General features: G+C 72.6%; 14 protein-coding genes. 5 read left to right on the forward strand and 9 right to left on the reverse strand.

What is annotated here, in order from left to right; translation table 11 throughout:
* Positions 1 to 73 precede the first annotated feature (73 nt).
* Together purH and purN are read right to left on the reverse strand one after the other, a co-directional pair.
* Positions 74 to 1642 carry a bifunctional phosphoribosylaminoimidazolecarboxamide formyltransferase/IMP cyclohydrolase gene (gene purH, locus ACIP9D_RS15845; protein WP_350871430.1) on the reverse strand — a complete coding sequence of 523 codons (1569 nt, stop codon included), beginning with the start codon at positions 1640 to 1642 and terminating at the stop codon, positions 74 to 76.
* On the reverse strand, positions 1639 to 2259 hold the full coding sequence (purN, locus tag ACIP9D_RS15850) for a phosphoribosylglycinamide formyltransferase (protein ID WP_350871427.1): 621 nt from the start codon (positions 2257 to 2259) through the stop codon (positions 1639 to 1641). The genes purH and purN overlap by 4 nt, the downstream gene beginning before the upstream one ends.
* 196 nt (positions 2260 to 2455) lie before the next feature.
* Between purN and ACIP9D_RS15855 the strand changes: the two genes are divergently transcribed.
* Positions 2456 to 2749, forward strand: a complete 294-nt coding sequence (locus tag ACIP9D_RS15855; RefSeq protein WP_350871424.1) for a CD225/dispanin family protein — start codon at positions 2456 to 2458, stop codon at positions 2747 to 2749.
* 40 nt (positions 2750 to 2789) lie between these two features.
* Positions 2790 to 3401, forward strand: a complete 612-nt coding sequence (locus tag ACIP9D_RS15860) for a hypothetical protein (RefSeq protein WP_350871421.1) — start codon at positions 2790 to 2792, stop codon at positions 3399 to 3401.
* Positions 3402 to 3487: 86 nt separating this feature from the next.
* Here ACIP9D_RS15860 and ACIP9D_RS15865 read toward each other — a convergent pair whose 3' ends face one another.
* The 4 genes from ACIP9D_RS15865 to ACIP9D_RS15880 all read right to left on the reverse strand — a co-directional run bounded on the left by ACIP9D_RS15865 (position 3488) and on the right by ACIP9D_RS15880 (position 8157).
* The gene (locus ACIP9D_RS15865; protein ID WP_350871418.1) at positions 3488 to 4777 is read right to left on the reverse strand and encodes a DUF6350 family protein; all 1290 of its coding nucleotides are present in this window, start codon (positions 4775 to 4777) and stop codon (positions 3488 to 3490) included.
* A 374-nt stretch (positions 4778 to 5151) separates the two neighbouring features.
* Positions 5152 to 6039: a succinate--CoA ligase subunit alpha gene (sucD, locus tag ACIP9D_RS15870; protein ID WP_350871415.1), complete on the reverse strand. Its 888-nt coding sequence runs from the start codon at positions 6037 to 6039 to the stop codon at positions 5152 to 5154.
* Positions 6040 to 6041: 2 nt separating this feature from the next.
* Complete coding sequence (gene sucC, locus ACIP9D_RS15875; protein ID WP_350871412.1) at positions 6042 to 7220, reverse strand: ADP-forming succinate--CoA ligase subunit beta; 1179 nt, start codon at positions 7218 to 7220, stop codon at positions 6042 to 6044.
* Positions 7221 to 7752: 532 nt separating this feature from the next.
* Positions 7753 to 8157, reverse strand: coding sequence for a cobalamin B12-binding domain-containing protein (locus ACIP9D_RS15880; RefSeq protein ID WP_350871411.1), 405 nt, complete (start codon positions 8155 to 8157; stop codon positions 7753 to 7755).
* 539 nt (positions 8158 to 8696) lie between these two features.
* Here ACIP9D_RS15880 and ACIP9D_RS15885 point away from each other — a divergent pair.
* Positions 8697 to 9407, forward strand: coding sequence for a M23 family metallopeptidase (locus ACIP9D_RS15885; RefSeq protein WP_350871410.1), 711 nt, complete (start codon positions 8697 to 8699; stop codon positions 9405 to 9407).
* 274 nt (positions 9408 to 9681) lie between these two features.
* The gene (locus ACIP9D_RS15890) at positions 9682 to 10455 is read left to right on the forward strand and encodes a M23 family metallopeptidase (RefSeq protein WP_400450083.1); all 774 of its coding nucleotides are present in this window, start codon (positions 9682 to 9684) and stop codon (positions 10453 to 10455) included.
* A gap of 54 nt (positions 10456 to 10509) precedes the next feature.
* Here the strand turns inward: ACIP9D_RS15890 and pcrA are convergent, their stop codons facing one another.
* Positions 10510 to 12915 carry a DNA helicase PcrA gene (pcrA, locus tag ACIP9D_RS15895; RefSeq protein ID WP_350871408.1) on the reverse strand — a complete coding sequence of 802 codons (2406 nt, stop codon included), beginning with the start codon at positions 12913 to 12915 and terminating at the stop codon, positions 10510 to 10512.
* 546 nt (positions 12916 to 13461) lie between these two features.
* Here pcrA and ACIP9D_RS15900 point away from each other — a divergent pair.
* The gene (locus tag ACIP9D_RS15900) at positions 13462 to 13731 is read left to right on the forward strand and encodes a chorismate mutase (RefSeq protein ID WP_400450284.1); all 270 of its coding nucleotides are present in this window, start codon (positions 13462 to 13464) and stop codon (positions 13729 to 13731) included.
* A gap of 93 nt (positions 13732 to 13824) precedes the next feature.
* Here ACIP9D_RS15900 and ACIP9D_RS15905 read toward each other — a convergent pair whose 3' ends face one another.
* Both ACIP9D_RS15905 and ACIP9D_RS15910 read right to left on the reverse strand, forming a co-directional pair.
* Complete coding sequence (locus ACIP9D_RS15905) at positions 13825 to 14835, reverse strand: dipeptide ABC transporter ATP-binding protein (RefSeq protein WP_350871406.1); 1011 nt, start codon at positions 14833 to 14835, stop codon at positions 13825 to 13827.
* Positions 14828 to 15850, reverse strand: coding sequence for an ABC transporter ATP-binding protein (locus tag ACIP9D_RS15910; protein ID WP_350872120.1), 1023 nt, complete (start codon positions 15848 to 15850; stop codon positions 14828 to 14830). The genes ACIP9D_RS15905 and ACIP9D_RS15910 overlap by 8 nt, the downstream gene beginning before the upstream one ends.
* Positions 15851 to 15853: the final 3 nt, after the last annotated feature.

Consider the following 15853-nt stretch of genomic DNA (forward strand, 5'->3'; position numbering starts at 1 on the left):
TGGGCGAAAGGCGCCGATCCGCGCCCTTCGTGAGGCACCACAACTGCATGATCGCCGGGGTCTGGCGCGCCGGTCAGTGGAAGAAGTGGCGGGTGCCGGTCAGGTACATCGTCACGCCGGCCTGCTTGGCGGCGGCGATGACCTCCTCGTCGCGGATCGAGCCGCCCGGCTGGACGATCGCCCGGACCCCTGCGTCGATGAGGATCTGCGGGCCGTCGGCGAACGGGAAGAACGCGTCCGAGGCGCAGACCGAGCCCCGGGCCCGCTCCGCCCCGGCCCGGCTGACCGCCAGCCGCGCCGAGTCGACCCGGTTGACCTGACCCATGCCGACCCCGACGGTCGCGCCATCGCTGGCCAGCAGGATCGCGTTGCTCTTCACCGCGCGGACCGCCCGCCAGGCGAAGGCCAGATCGTGCAGGGTCTGCTCGTCGGCCGGGTCGCCGGCGGCGAGCTGCCAGTTCGCCGGGTCGTCGCCGGGGGCGTCCACCCGGTCGGCCAGCTGCACCAGCACGCCACCGCTGATCTGCCGCCACTCCGCCGGCGGCGGGTTCCACGCCGGGGCGCGCAGCAGCCGGAGGTTCTTCTTGGCCTGGAGGATCTCGACCGCGCCGGCCTCGAACTCCGGCGCCACCACCACCTCGGTGAAGATCTCCGCCACCTGCCGGGCCAGCTCGGCCGAGACCGGCCGGTTGACCGCGATCACGCCGCCGTACGCGGAGACCGGGTCACAGGCGTGCGCCTTGCGGTGCGCCTCGGCGACGTCCGCGCCCACCGCGATGCCACACGGGTTCGCGTGCTTGATGATCGCGACGGCCGGCTGGTCGGCGAAGTCGTTCGCGGCCCGCCAGGCGGCGTCCGCGTCGACGTAGTTGTTGTAGGACATCTCCTTGCCGTGCAACTGCTCGGCCTGGGCCAGCCCGGCCGGCGCGTCCGGGTCGGTGTAGAGCGCCGCCGCCTGGTGCGGGTTCTCGCCGTAGCGCAGCGCCTGCTCCGCCCGCAGCGCCAGCCCGGCGAAGCCCGGCCACTCCGGCTCGGCCCCGAGCTGCACCGCGCACCAGTTCGCCACCGCCACGTCGTACTCGGCGATGTCGGCGAAGGCCCGCGCGGCCAGGGCGCGGCGCTGGGCCAGGGTGAAGCCGCCCGCGTCGAGGGCGGCCAGCAGCGCCGGGTACGCGGACGGGTCGGTCAGCACGGCGACCGACGCGTGGTTCTTGGCCGCGGCCCGGACCATCGCCGGCCCACCGATGTCGATCTGCTCCACGCACTCGTCGAGGCTGGCGCCGGAGGCGACCGTGGCCTGGAACGGGTAGAGGTTGCTGACCAGCAGGTCGAACGGGGCGACCCCCAGCTCGTCGAGCTGGTCGACGTGCGACTGCTTGCGCAGGTCGGCCAGGAGCCCCGCGTGCACCTTCGGGTGCAGGGTCTTGACCCGGCCGTCGAGGACCTCGGGGAAGCCGGTGACCGTCTCCACCGCGGTGACCGGCACACCGGCGCCGGCGATCGTCGCGGCGGTGCTCCCGGTCGACACGATCTCCACGCCGGCCGCGTGCAGGGCCTGGGCCAGCTCGACCAGGCCGCTCTTGTCGTAGACGCTGACCAGCGCCCGCCGGATCGGGCGGCGCTCGTCCTGAGTGGAGCTCACGGGGTCGTGACCTTTCTTCCGGTGATCGTCCAACCAGCGCGGACCAGGCGGCCGACCTGCTCGACGAGCTGGCGCCGCTCGGCCGACTTGATGCGCTCGGTGAGGGTCTCCTCGTCGTCGTCGTCGAGCACCGGCACGGCGACCTGCGCGACGATCGGGCCGGTGTCCATTCCGGCGTCGACGAAGAAGAGGGTGGCGCCGGTGACCTTCACGCCGTAGGCGAGGGCGTCGCGCGGGCCGTGGATGCCGGGAAACGCCGGCAGCAGGGTGTTGTGCGTGTTCAGGTAGCGGTCGCCGAAGGCGGCCAGGAAGTGCGGCCCGACCAGCTTGAGGAACCCGGCGGAGATGACCAGGTCGGGCGAGTGCGCGGCGACCTGCGCGGTGAGCGCGAGGTCCCACTCCTCCCGGGTCTCGTACGCCTTCAGCGGCACCACGAAGCTCGGCACCCCGGCCGCGGCGGCCCGGTCCAGCCCGGCGATGCCGTCCCGGTCGGCGCCCACCCCGACCACCCGGGCGCCGTACGCCGGGTCGGCGGTGGCGTCGAGCAGCGCCTGCAGGTTGCTCCCGGATCCGGAGATGAGGACGACGATGCGGGCGGCGGACGCGGGCTCGGTCACCGGATCACCCTATCGGGCAGGTCGGGACGGCCCACGTCCGGGCAGGTCGGGACGGGTTGCCGTCGATCGGTGCTCGCAGGTGACAGCCGGACTGGCGCGAAACCGGTACGCTGCCGGTCGCTCGGGACCGGCGCGCCCGGCCCGCACCCCGTCGATGATCCGACACGCGAGCTGTGTCGATGAATGAGGAGCCCCCATGCAGCCCGGATACCCTGCCCCCCAGCAGCCGATCAACAACAACATGACGATGTCGATCGTCGCCATCTTCCTCTTCTGGCCGCTGGCCATTCCGGCCATCATCAACGCGTCCAAGGTGAACCCGCTGCTCCAGCAGGGTGACTACGCCGGGGCGCAGGCCGCCGCGGCAGAGTCGAAGAAGTGGTCCAAGTGGGCCCTGATCATCGGCATCGCGTGGTATGTGATCGTGCTGGTGTGCTGCGCGCTGGGCGGTCTCGGCGCGATCATGAGTGGCGACAGCACCACATACTGACGGACCACGTACTGACGACACAGCCAAGGAGCCTCGTCGAATGCAGCCCGGTTACCCCGGTCAGGATCCCTACAACCAGCAGCCCAACCAGGATCCGACCGCGCCGCAGCAGCCCCACGACCCGTACGCCCCGCCGCCGGCGGCGCCGTACGGGCAGCAGCCTCCCGCCGGGCAGCCCTACGGCCAGCCGCAGGACCCGTACGCCGCGCCGCAGAACCCCTACGGTCAGCAGCCGCCGCACGGGCAGCAGCCGACCTCGGGTCAGCCGTACGGGCAGCCGCCCACCTCGGGACAGCCCTACGGCCAGCCGTACCAGGACCCGTACGCGCAGCAGCAGCCGTACGGCGGTGCGCCGACCTACCCGAACGCCGGCTACCCGCAGGCGCAGGGGCAGAACAACACCCTCGGCCTCGTGTCGATGATCCTCGGCATCGCGTCGATCCCGCTGGCCTGCTGCCTGTTCCTGGGCATCCCGGCCGGCATCGCCGCCGTGGTCACCGGCTACCTGGGTAAGCAGAAGGCGGACCAGGGCCTGGCCAACAACGCGGGCCAGGCCAAGGCCGGCCTGATCTGCGGTGCGGTCGGCGCCGGCCTGGGCATCCTGGTGCTGATCCTCAACCTCATCGGTATGAGCCTGCCCAACCAGCCCTGACCGTCCGAACCACGAAAGGGGCGTCCCGCGAGTCGCGGGGCGCCCCTTCGGTCTGTCTGCGCTTGTGCGGGCCGACCGGCCGCGGCTCAGCCGGCCGCGGGGCGGGCGAAGGCCCGGGCGGCGGCCGCGCCGAGCAGCGCGCCCGCCCCGACCACGGCGGTGGTCACCGCGGCGACCTGCCAGGCGACCGGACCCACCTCGGCCAACCGGCCACCCCCCAACGGGCCGGCCGAGGCCGCCGCGGCCACGCCCAGCAGCACCCCGGCCACCGGTCCGGCGATCGCCGCCGGGCCGAGCAGCGCCGCCCAGCCCACCGGCGCCCGCTCGTCCAGGGCCAGCCGCAGCAGCCGCCGGGCGAGCAGCCAACCGGCGGTCATCGCGGCCAGCACGGGCACCGCGAGCATGGCGGCGCCCAGCCCGTCCACCGGGCCACGGGGCAGGCCGGCCAGCAGCGGTACGGCCGGTAGGGCGCCCACCGAGACCTCGCTTGTCCGCACCGCGGTGTCGGTGCCGACGGCGAAGCCCGGGCCGAGCAGGTAGCTGGTGGACCAGACGGTGGCGTTGGGCGCGTAGGCGAGGCTGACCAGGGTGATCCCGGCCTGCCCGGCCACCCCCGTCCGGTAGGCCTCGATCATGTCGGCCGCGTCGCCCCCGCCGGTGGCCACGGCGAGTCCGGCCGCTCCGGCGCCCGCGCCGAGCAGCAGCAGACCGGCGACCAGGCCGGTGCGGATCCCCTCGCGCAGCGCCACCGGGGCGCGCTCGTCGAACAGCCTGGCCACGCCGCAGGTGCGCACCGCGCCGACCAGCGCGGCCAGCGTGCCGAGCAGGGCGAAGGTCAGCCCGGCGCGGAGCAGGGATACCGCCGGTCCGCCCGCCCCGACCAGCACCGCGGCGAGGACGCCGAGCAGCGCGTAGCCGATGCCGACGGCGCCGGCGGCGACGAGCGCCTGCCGCGGCGACCGACCGCCGCGCGCACCGATGGCCCGGCTGACGTGCACCCCGGCCCGGGTCAGCCGCCAGACCACCAACCCGGTCAGCGCCAGCGGGACGAGCCCGAGGGGACCGGCCTCGGTGTGCAGCGGGACGCCGTGCCCGAGCAGCCAGCCGGCCAGCCCGGCGCGCAGGGCGCCGGCGACCGAGCCGGCGTCCTCGCTGAGCTGCGCCAGGCCGAGCACGATCGCGACGGGAAGGTAGGAGGTGAGCGCGGCCCCGATGGCCGCCACCGCTGCGGCCACGGCGAGCGGCGCCCGACCGCGCGGCGCTCCGCCCGACCGTGGCGCCGGCACCCGCCGGCCCGGCGCGGCGCGACCACCCGACCGGTCGTCGGCGGTTGCCGTACCGGAGCGGCGGGGTTGATCAGGGGTGACGGAGGACATCGGGATCTACTCTGGCATGCCGCGCGCGCGGGAGCAGTCCGATAACCCCCCGGCACGGCGGCGAGTTCCGCTGTCCGCGCGCCGCCGGACCTCCGTGGGCCCTGCTGCCGGCCGGGCCCGCGCCGCCGTTCCGGGCGTGCTCGGCATCATGCTCGGTCCCGTCCGCCGCGGAGTCCTCGGCATCGTTCTCGGCCACCTGTCCATTCGGGACACCCACCCGCCCGGCCACTCGGGCACGTCGCCCTCGCGCTGGGCGCCGTGGGAGTTCGTCGTTCGAGAGCGCGCTCCCCGCCCGGGCCGGCAACGACCCGGGCGAGGGAACGACCGAGGGGGCCGACCGCGCCGGTCGACCCCCTCGGTACGCGACAGCCGGGTCAGCCGGCGGACATGATCTCCCGCATCAGGCGCGCGGTCTCGGTCGGCGTCTTGCCGACCTTCACACCGACCGCCTCCAGCGCCGCCTTCTTCGCCTCGGCGGTACCGGCCGAGCCGGAGATGATCGCGCCGGCGTGCCCCATGGTCTTGCCGGGCGGGGCGGTGAAGCCGGCGATGTAGCCGACGACCGGCTTGGTGACGTTCGCCTTGATGAACTCGGCGGCCCGCTCCTCGGCGTCGCCGCCGATCTCACCGATCATCACGATGGCGTCGGTCTCCGGGTCGGCCTCGAACGCGGCGAGCGCGTCGATGTGGGTGGTGCCGATGATCGGGTCACCGCCGATGCCGACGCAGGTCGAGAAGCCGATGTCCCGAAGCTCGTACATCATCTGGTAGGTCAGCGTGCCGCTCTTGCTGACCAGGCCGATCCGGCCGGTGCCGGTGATGTCGGCCGGGATGATGCCGGCGTTCGAGGCGCCCGGCGAGGCGATGCCGGGGCAGTTGGGCCCGACGATCCGGGTCCGCTCCCCCTTCGACACGTTGTACGCCCAGAACGCGGCGGTGTCGTGCACCGGCACGCCCTCGGTGATCACCACGGCGAGGTCGATGCCGGCGTCGATCGCCTCGACGACGGCGGCCTTGGTGAACTGCGGCGGAACGAAGATCACCGTGACGTCGGCCCCGGTCTCCTTCATCGCGTCCGCGACCGAGGCGAAGACCGGCAGCTCGGTGCCGTCGAAGTCGACGGTGGTGCCGGCCTTGCGCGGGTTCACGCCGCCGACCACGTTGGTGCCGGCGGCGAGCATCCGCCGGGTGTGCTTGGAACCCTCGGAACCGGTCATCCCCTGGACGATGACCTTAGAGTCCTTGGTCAGCCAGATAGCCATCTTCAGACCCCCGCAGCTGCCAGCTCGGCGGCCCGCTCGGCCGCGCCGTCCATGGTGTCGACCCGCTGCACCAGCGGGTTGTTCGCGCCGTCGAGAATCGCCCGACCGGCCTCGGCGTTGTTGCCGTCGAGCCGGACGACGAGCGGCTTGGTGACCTGCTCGCCGCGCTGCTCCAGCAGGGCGAGCGCCTGGATGATGCCGTTGGCGACCTCGTCGCAGGCGGTGATGCCACCGAAGACGTTGACGAAGACGCTGCGCACCGACGGGTCGGACAGGACGATCTCCAGCCCGTTCGCCATCACGGCCGCGCTGGCGCCGCCGCCGATGTCGAGGAAGTTGGCCGGCTTGACGCCGCCGTGCCGCTCACCGGCGTACGCGACCACGTCGAGGGTCGACATGACCAGACCCGCGCCGTTGCCGATGATGCCGACCTCGCCGTCGAGCTTGACGTAGTTGAGGTCCTTCTCCTTGGCGGCCTGCTCCAGCGGGTCCACCGCGGCCTGGTCGACCAGCGCCTCGTGGTCCGGGTGCCGGAACCCGGCGTTCTCGTCCAGGCTGATCTTGGCGTCGAGCAGCAGCAGCTTGCCCTCGCCCGTCTTGGCCAGCGGGTTGACCTCGACCAGGGTGGCGTCCTCGGCGACGAAGGCCTGCCACAGGCCCACCGCGATGTCGACGACCTGGTCGGCGACCTCGGCCGGGAAGCCGGCCGCGCTGACGATCTCGCGGGCCTTCGCCTCGTCGACGCCCTTGACGGCGTCGATCGGGGCCTTGACCACCTTGTCCGGGGTCTCGGCGGCGACCTGCTCGATGTCCATGCCGCCGGCCACGCTGGCGATGCAGAGGAAGGTGCGGTTCGCCCGGTCGAGCAGGTACGAGAAGTAGTACTCGTCGGCCACGTCCGCGGTCACCGTGATCATGACCTTGTGGACGGTGTGGCCCTTGATGTCCATGCCGAGGATGTCGGTGGCCCGGGCCACCGCCTCATCCGGGCCCTCGGCCAGCTTGACGCCGCCGGCCTTGCCCCGGCCGCCGACCTTTACCTGCGCCTTGACGACCACCCGACCGCCGAGGCGTTCGGCGATCGCGCGGGCCTCCTCCGGGGTAGTGGCGACGCCGCCGGCCAGCACGGGCAAGCCGTGCCGCTCGAACAGGTCCCGCCCCTGGTACTCGTACAGGTCCACGATTGCGCGTCCCGTCCCGTCTCCGCGGCGCGCCGTCGCGCCGCCACCAGCGTTCAGAAAACAGTTTGACGCCTGTCATCAGTTGAAACAGGCCATTGGCCGCAGCCTAGCGAGGTGGCCACCGGCGGCAACCGAGCGGGTGCGCGGTGTGCGGTAATGCACAGCCACCGTCGGACCCGGGCCGCCGCCGCCCGGCGCAGCCGCCTCGGACGCGCCTGCGCCGGGTTGTCCCCGGGCGGTGACGGCCCGGTCGCGTCAGCCGTCCGGGCGATGTTGGCGGGGGCGCGTAACCCCTCCGGCGGGGCCTCGTTGAGTCAGATGTCGGAGCGCTGGAAAGCGCGATGACGGGAGACGGCCGATGCCCTGTCGGTCGAGGGGTGGCGGCGGGGCATCGTGCATAGAGGGGCCGGACGTGTGAGGGGTGCGTCCGGCCCCTCCCCCGTCTCTCGATCCGACCGCGGCTCTCTCTCCGCCGCTGTCAGCCAGGAGAGCACCGCCGCTGTCAGCCAGGAAGGCCGGCGCGACGCCCGCCTCAGCTGACCGGCTGCGCCACGTTCTGCCGCACCCACTCCACGATCGACTGGGTGGTCGCCCCCGGCGTGAAGATCTTGGCGACCCCGAGCTTCTCGAGCTCGGGCAGGTCGGCGTCCGGGATGATGCCGCCGCCGAACACCACGATGTCCCGCGCGTCGCGCTCGGCGAGCAGCTCGAGGACCCGCCGGAACAGCGTCATGTGCGCACCGGAGAGCACGGAGAGGCCGACCGCGTCGGCGTCCTCCTGGATGGCGGTCTCGACGATCTGCTCCGGCGTCTGGTGCAGGCCGGTGTAGATGACTTCCATGCCGGCGTCGCGCAGGGCGCGCGCGACCACCTTCGCGCCCCGGTCGTGGCCGTCCAGGCCGGGCTTGGCGACGACGACCCGAATTCGAGAGCTCATCAGCGCACACCTTTCACCGGACTTCGCGGCAGTCACCTGAACGAACGGTAACCCGGCCGACCGGGGCCGGGAAATCCGGGCCGGGAACCCGGCCGGCGAGTCGGACCGGCGAGTCGGGCGGATCGTCGGCCTGGCGGCCGGGGCAGCCCCGCCGGCGGGTCGGGCCGGACATCCGGGGTCCGGGCTTCCCCGGTGACCTGCGGCTGAGCCGGGGCGGTGCGGCAACCACCCGGTCGGGAACGGGCGGCGCGGCCTTCGCCGTCAAGCGGGACGAGTCCGCCGTACCGGTCACGCTCGGCGACGAACGGACAGTAACCTGGGCACCGATCGGCGGCGCGAGGCGTGACAATCACGGACGCAAACGGACAGATCGACACGCCAATTCGGCGCTCCGGCTTGTGAGTCGCCTGGTGGTTGGCTAACGTGTCCACGGTTGTCATCAGGTCCATGGACGGGTGACGACGCGGTCAGCAGACGTTCACCCGAGCTTCTTCGGGTGTCCGCGGGCCGCATCGGAACCCCGACAACGGAGGGTGTGCGTGCGCCAGCGCCTGTCGTCTGAGCCCGATAGATATCGCGGTCGTCGCCGCGTACCCACGCCCCCGCGTAGCCGCTACGCGGCCGTCGTCACCACCGCCTTCGTCGGCGCCGGCGTCGTCGCGCTCGGCGCGGGCGCCCTGCCGGACGCCAAGAGCGTCAACCCGTCGGTCCTCGACGACCTGCGGCAGGCCTCGATCACCAGCCAGGACGCCGCGGCCCGTGCCGACGCCGCCGACCGCGCCTCTCGTGACAGCGGACGGTCCGACGAGGCCGGCGAGCCGGACGTCTGGCTGCTGCCCTTGCAGGGCTACGACTTCAACTCGCCCTACGGAATGCGCTGGGGCAAGCTGCACACCGGCGTCGACCTGGTCGCCCCCGAGGGCACCCCGTACGTCGCGATCCACGCCGGCACCGTCACCAAGGCCGGCTGGTTCGGCGGCTACGGCCACGCGGTGATCGTCCAGCACCCGGACGGCAGCGAGGCGATCTACGGCCACTCCTCCGCGGTCAGCGTCCAGGAGGGTCAGCAGGTCAAGGCCGGCGACCAGCTCGGCCTGGTGGGCAACACCGGCCACTCCTACGGCAGCCACCTGCACCTCGAGGTGCATGTCAAGGGCGAGCCGGTGGACCCGGTGCCGTGGCTCCAGGAGCGCGGAGTGGACATCAAGCTACAAGTCGAGGCAATCTACGGCGAGGTAGCCGCCTCCTGACGCTGCGTATCGACGGATAACCGCCCGGATCGATCGATCCGGGCGGTTTTTTCATGCCCGGGGCGGACCGATGTCGCCTGCGCCACAGCAGGAAGTGTGAGCGGCGCCACCACCGAACATGATCACTTAACGGGTCAGAACCCCCATAGTCGCCCAGAACAGGTCAGCGGCTGGTGTCGTGCCACCGGCCCGACCCGTCCCCCTTACCCGCCGGTACCCGGGCCCGCACCAGGATCTTCTCCGTCCGATCCCCTCGACACGTGAAGGTCCCCCCGTGCAGGAAGAAGACAGCACCACCCGGAACGAGCAGCCCGCCGGCGCCGACGTGACCCGGCACCGGATGCGCGTCGGGCGTCGTGCCCGGCTCCTCGTGGTCGGGGCGGTCGCCGCGCTCGGCATCGGCGTCGCCGGCGTCGCGGTCGCCACGACCGGCGACGACCACACCCCGGCGCCGGTCTCGCTCGACGCGCAGGCCCGTGCCGAGGCCGCCGCCCGCGCCGACCGCTCCGTCCGCGAGTCGAGCGCGGCGGCCACCCCGTCGGTCACGCCGAGCAGCCCGACGCCGAGCCCGTCCGCCGCCAGCCCCTCGGCCAAGCCGGCCACCGCCAAGCCCAAGCCGAAGCCGAAGAAGACCGCGAAGCCGAAGCCGGCCTGGGTCATCCCGATGAAGGGCGCCGAGATCACGTCCTGCTTCGGCCCCCGGTGGGGCACCCAGCACGCGGGCATCGACTTCGCCATGCCGGCCGGCACCCCGATCCACGCCGCCGCCGCGGGCACCGTGGTCAAGGCCGGCGACGCCGGCGACGGGTACGGCAACTCGGTCTTCATCGACCACGGCAACGGCTACCTGACCCACTACGCCCACCAGAGCCGGCTCGTGGTGAGCGTCGGCGACAAGGTCGGCGTCGGCGAGGTCATCGGCTACGAGGGCTCCACCGGCGACTCCACCGGCCCGCACCTGCACTTCGAGGTGCACCAGGGCCAGATGTGGAGCCAGATCGACCCGGCGCCGTTCCTGCGCGCCCGGGGCATCGACGTGCCCTGCTGACGTCACCACGGCACGCGGCCCGGCCCGGCATCCGCCGGGCCGGGCCGCGCCGGCTCAGAGCTTGTCGATGGGGGCGTGCCGGAGAACCAGCCACATGGTCTGGTCGCCGAAGTCGATCTGCGCGCGAGCGCCGGGGCCATGCCCCTCCACGGCGAGCACCCGGCCCAGCCCGTAGCGCTGGTGGTTGACCCGGTCGCCGGCGGCCACCTTCGGCCCCTGCGGCAACTCACTGGCGGTGGTCAACCGGCTGCCGTCGACACCGAGCCGCTTCGCCAACTGGGCCGCCTTCGGCGTACCCCCGTTGAAGGTCCCGCGCCCGCCGGACGTGCGGTCCGCGCGGCCACCGACGCCGCCGCCCCCGCCGGCCCACGAGGTGTACGACCCCTCGGTGCGCTCCCAGCGCACCAGCTCCGGCGGCAGCTCCTCGAGGAAGCGGGACGGCGGGTTGTAGGACGGCTGTCCCCACGCCGAGCGGGTCACCGCCCGGGAGAGGTAGAGGCGCTGCCGGGCCCGGGTGATCCCGACGTAGGCCAGCCGCCGCTCCTCCTCCAGCTCGCGGGTGTCGCCGAGCGAGCGCAGGTGCGGGAAGACGCCGTCCTCCAGACCGGTCAGGAAGACCACCGGGAACTCCAGCCCCTTGGCGGTGTGCAGCGTCATCAGCGTGACGACGCCCTGGTGGTCCGGGTCGTCGGCGGGGATCTGGTCGGCGTCGGCGACCAGGGCGACCTGCTCCAGGAAGCCGGCCAGGGTGGCCCGCTCTCCCTCGTCGCCGGTCGCCTCGATCCGCTCGGTGTACTCCCGAGCCACGCTGACCAGTTCCTGGAGGTTGTCGACCCGGCCGGCGTCCTGCGGGTCGAGGCTCTCTTCCAGCTCGGTCAGGTAGCCGGAGCGGGTGAGCAGCGCCTCCAGCACCTCCTCCGGGGTGCCGGTCTCGGCCAGCTCGCGGGCGCCGTCGAGCAGGGCGACGAACTCGGCGATGCCGTTCGCCGCCCGGGTCGAGATGCCCGGCGCCTCCTTGGCCCGGTGCAGCGCCGCGCCGAAGGAGATGCGGTCCCGACTGGCGAGCGCCTCGACGCACGCCTCGGCCCGCTCGCCGATCCCCCGGCGCGGGGTGTTCAGGATCCGGCGCAGGCTCACCGTGTCGTCGTCGTTGACCACCGCGCGCAGGTAGGCCAGCGCGTCGCGGACCTCCTTGCGCTCGTAGAAGCGCACCCCGCCGACCACCTTGTAGGGCAGGCCGATCCGGATGAACACCTCCTCGAAGACCCGGGACTGGGCGTTGGTGCGGTAGAAGACCGCCACGTCACCCGGGCGGGCCTCGTCGGCGTCGACCAGCCGGTCGATCTCGCGGGCCACCCAGTCCGCCTCGGCGTGCTCGGTGTCGGCCACGTAGCCGACGATCTGCTCGCCGGCGCCCGCGTCGCTCCAGAGCCGCTTGGGCTTGCGGGAGGTGTTGCGGTCGATCACCGCGTTGGCGGCGTTGAGGATGGTCTGGGTGGAGCGGTAGTTCTGCTCCAGCAGGATCGTCCGCGCGTCGGTGAAGTCCCGCTCGAACTCCAGGATGTTGCGGATGGTCGCGCCGCGGAACGCGTAGATCGACTGGTCCGCGTCGCCGACCACGCAGAGCTCGGCCGGTGCCAGCCCCTCGGTGCCGGAGACCAGCTCCTTGATCAGGGTGTACTGGGCGTGGTTGGTGTCCTGGTATTCGTCCACCAGCACGTGCCGGAAGCGCCGGCGGTAGGTCTCCGCGACGTGCGGGTGCGACTGGAGCAGGTGCACCGTGGTCATGATCAGATCGTCGAAGTCCAGCGCGTGCGCCTCCCGCAGTCGGCGCTGGTAGAGCGTGTAGGCCTCGGCGAGGGCCCGCTCGTTGGGGCCCTTGGCCCGGGCGGTGAACTCCTCGGGGTCGACCAGCTCGTTCTTCAGGTTGGAGACCTGGGCGGCCAGGCCGCGCGCCGGGTAGCGCTTCGGGTCGAGATCGAGCTCGCGGGTGACCAGCTGCATCAGCCGGCGGGAGTCGTCGGCGTCGTAGATGGAGAAGGTCGACTTCAGCCCGGCGTGCTCGTGCTCGGCGCGCAGGATCCGGACACAGGCCGAGTGGAAGGTCGACACCCACATCAGCCGGGCCCGCGGCCCGACCAGCGCGGCGACCCGCTCCTTCATCTCGCCGGCGGCCTTGTTGGTGAAGGTGATCGCGATGATCTCGCCGGGGTGCACGTCCCGCGCGGCGAGCAGGTAGGCGATCCGGTGGGTGAGCACCCGGGTCTTGCCGGAGCCCGCGCCCGCCACGATCAGCAGTGGTGTGCCGGCGTGGGTGACCGCATCGCCCTGCGGCCCGTTCAACCCGGTGAGCAGGGCCTGTGGATCGAGGCGGCTGGGCGTCGGCCCGGGCCGGTGCGGACGGGCCGACGCGCGCTCGGGCGCGGGCGGGGACGCGGGGATGTCGAAGAGAGGATGCATCGCACGGCGAGTCTATGCCGCCGGGCGGACACTTCCCGACCGCGCACGCCCGGGTGCGACCCAGCCGGCGCCGCCCGCCGGGCGGCGACCCGCTCGGGGTGACCTGGGGCCCGCTTCCCCGGGAATCCTTGCGCGCCGGCGCCCGGGATGGGCATACTCGACGGCGTGTTCGGTCAGCGCTACTACTTTTACTACGGCACCGGGAGTCCGGCAGCCGTAGGTCGCGCCTGATCACAGACCTGCGAAAAGCCCCGGGCTCCTGGAGCCCGGGGCTTTTTCGTCCCGGGATCCGGGCACCGGGCCCGACGTCCGAGGGGTACGGCGATGATGACAGACGTGGTGGAGCAGAACGGCGGCCCGGGCAAACCCGATGCGTCCGGCGACGCCGACGGGGGGCGATCCGCCGCGGTGACGCCCGGCGACGTGCCGGCCCGGTCGGCCGACGCGCCCGCCGAGGCTACGAACGGCACACCCGCCCAGGCGGCCGACCTGGCGGCGAACCTGGCCACCGGCGACACCGAGAACGGCCGACCCGACCCGCGGCCGGTGGACGCCGGCACGAAGGAGCCGGTCGCGGCGGCTCAGATCGTGGCCATCCGCGAGCGGATCGACCAGATCGACCAGGCGCTGATCGACCTGTGGCAGGAGCGGGCGAGCCTGTCCCAGCAGGTCGGCGCGACCCGGATGGCGTCCGGCGGTACCCGGCTGGTGCTCTCCCGCGAGCGGGAGATCCTGGAGCGGTTCCGGCAGGCGCTCGGCTCCGACGGCACCCAGCTCGCGCTGCTGCTGCTCCGCGCCGGTCGCGGCCCGCTCTGAGACGCCGGCGACGGCGCCCGGCGTCGACCGGGCCCGGATACGCGGAACCGCCTGCCGGCGTCGCGACGACGTCGGCAGGCGGTTCAGGGTGGCTCAGGCCTCGTGGGTGGCCACGATCTCCCGCTTCTCCGCGAAGTGGCAGGCGCTCGGGTGGTCCGAGCCCTGCCGGATCTGCAGCAGCGGCACCTGCTGGGCGCAGATGTCCTGCGCCTTCCAGCAACGCGTACGGAACCGGCAGCCCGAGGGCGGGCTGACCGGGGACGGCACGTCGCCGGTCAGGCGGATGATCGCCTTGTGCTCCCGGACGGTCGGGTCCGGCACCGGCACGGCCGAGAGCAGCGCCTGGGTGTACGGGTGGGTCGGCCGCTCGTAGATCTCGTCCTCGGTGCCGATCTCCACGATCTTGCCGAGGTACATGACCGCGACCCGCTCGGAGAGGTGGCGCACCACCGACAGGTCGTGGGCAATGAAGACGTACGACAGGCCGAACTCGCCCTGCAGCTTCTCCAGCAGGTTCATCACCTGCGCCTGGATGGAGACGTCCAGCGCCGACACCGGCTCGTCGCAGACGATGATCTCCGGACGCAGGGCGAGCGCCCGGGCGATGCCGATGCGCTGCCGCTGCCCGCCGGAGAACTGGTGCGGGTACCGGTTGATGTGCTCCGGGTTGAGGCCCACCAGGTCGAGCAGTTCCTTGACCTTGCCCCGTCGGCTGCCCCGCGGGGCCACCTCGGGGTGGATCTCGAACGGCTCGCCGACCAGGTCGCCGACCGTCATCCGCGGGTTCAGCGAGGTGTACGGGTCCTGCATGACCAGCTGGATCTGCCGGCGCAGTCGGCGCAGCGCCCCGCCGGAGAGCTTGGCGGTGTCCTGCCCCTTGTAGAGCACGCTGCCGCCGGTCGGCTTCTCCAGGTTCATCAGCACCCGGGCCAGCGTCGACTTGCCGCAGCCGGACTCGCCGACCACGCCGAGGGTCTCGCCCTGGCGCAGCTCGAAGGAGACGCCGTCGACGGCCTTGACCTGACCGATGGTCTTCTTGAACACCACACCGCGGGTGACCGGGTAGTGCTTGACCAGGTCACGGACCTCGAGAATGTTAGTCACGGTTCACCAGCTCCTCGGCGAAGTGGCAGGCGCTGGCCCGGCCGGCGCCGATCTGCAGCAGCGGCGGCACCTTCTCCCGGCAGACCGGCTGCGCCATGGGGCAGCGCGGGTTGAACGGGCAGCCCGGCGGGATGCTCATCAGGTTCGGCGGAAGGCCCTTGATCGTCCGGAGCTGCTGCCCCTTCTCGTCCAGCCGCGGGATCGAGTTGAGCAGGCCGAGGGTGTACGGGTGCGCCGGCTTGGCGTACAGGTCGTACACGTCGGCTTCCTCGACGATCCGGCCGGCGTACATGACCGCGATCCGGTCCGCGACGTCGGCGACCACGCCGAGGTCGTGGGTGATCAGGATCATGCCCATCTGCCGCTCACGCTGCAGTTCGGCGAGGAGGTCCATGATCTGGGCCTGCACGGTCACGTCGAGCGCGGTGGTCGGCTCGTCCGCGATCAGCACCTCCGGGTCGAGCGCCAGCGACATGGCGATCATCGCCCGCTGCCGCATACCGCCGGAGAACTGGTGCGGGTAGTTGCTGAACCGGCCCTTGGCGTTCGGGATCTTGACCTGGTCGAGCATCTCGATCGCGCGCTTCTTGGCCTCGGAACGGCCCATGCCGCGCCGGACCCGGAACTGCTCGGCGATCTGGAACCCGACGGTGAAGACCGGGTTCAGCGCGGAGAGCGCGTCCTGGAAGATCATCGCGATGCCCTCGCCGCGGATGCGGCGGCGCTCCTCGAAGGACATCTTGAGCATGTCCTTGCCGTGGAAGCGCACCTGACCGCCGGTGACGTGACCGGGCGGCGTGTCGAGGATGCCCATGATGGTCTGCGCGGTGACGCTCTTACCGGAGCCGGACTCGCCGAGCACGGCGAGGGTCTCCCCCGCGTCGACGTGGTACGTGACCCCGTTGATGACCTTGGCGACGCCGTCGCGGGTACGGAACTCCACCCGGAGGTCGTCGACCTCGAGCAGACGGCCGGCCGGGCGCCCGGCGGCACCCGCGGCGGACTGCTCGGACACGAG

Origin of the sequence: Micromonospora sp. NPDC093243 (assembly GCF_044753725.1) — a bacterium.
Taxonomy (GTDB): domain Bacteria; phylum Actinomycetota; class Actinomycetes; order Mycobacteriales; family Micromonosporaceae; genus Micromonospora.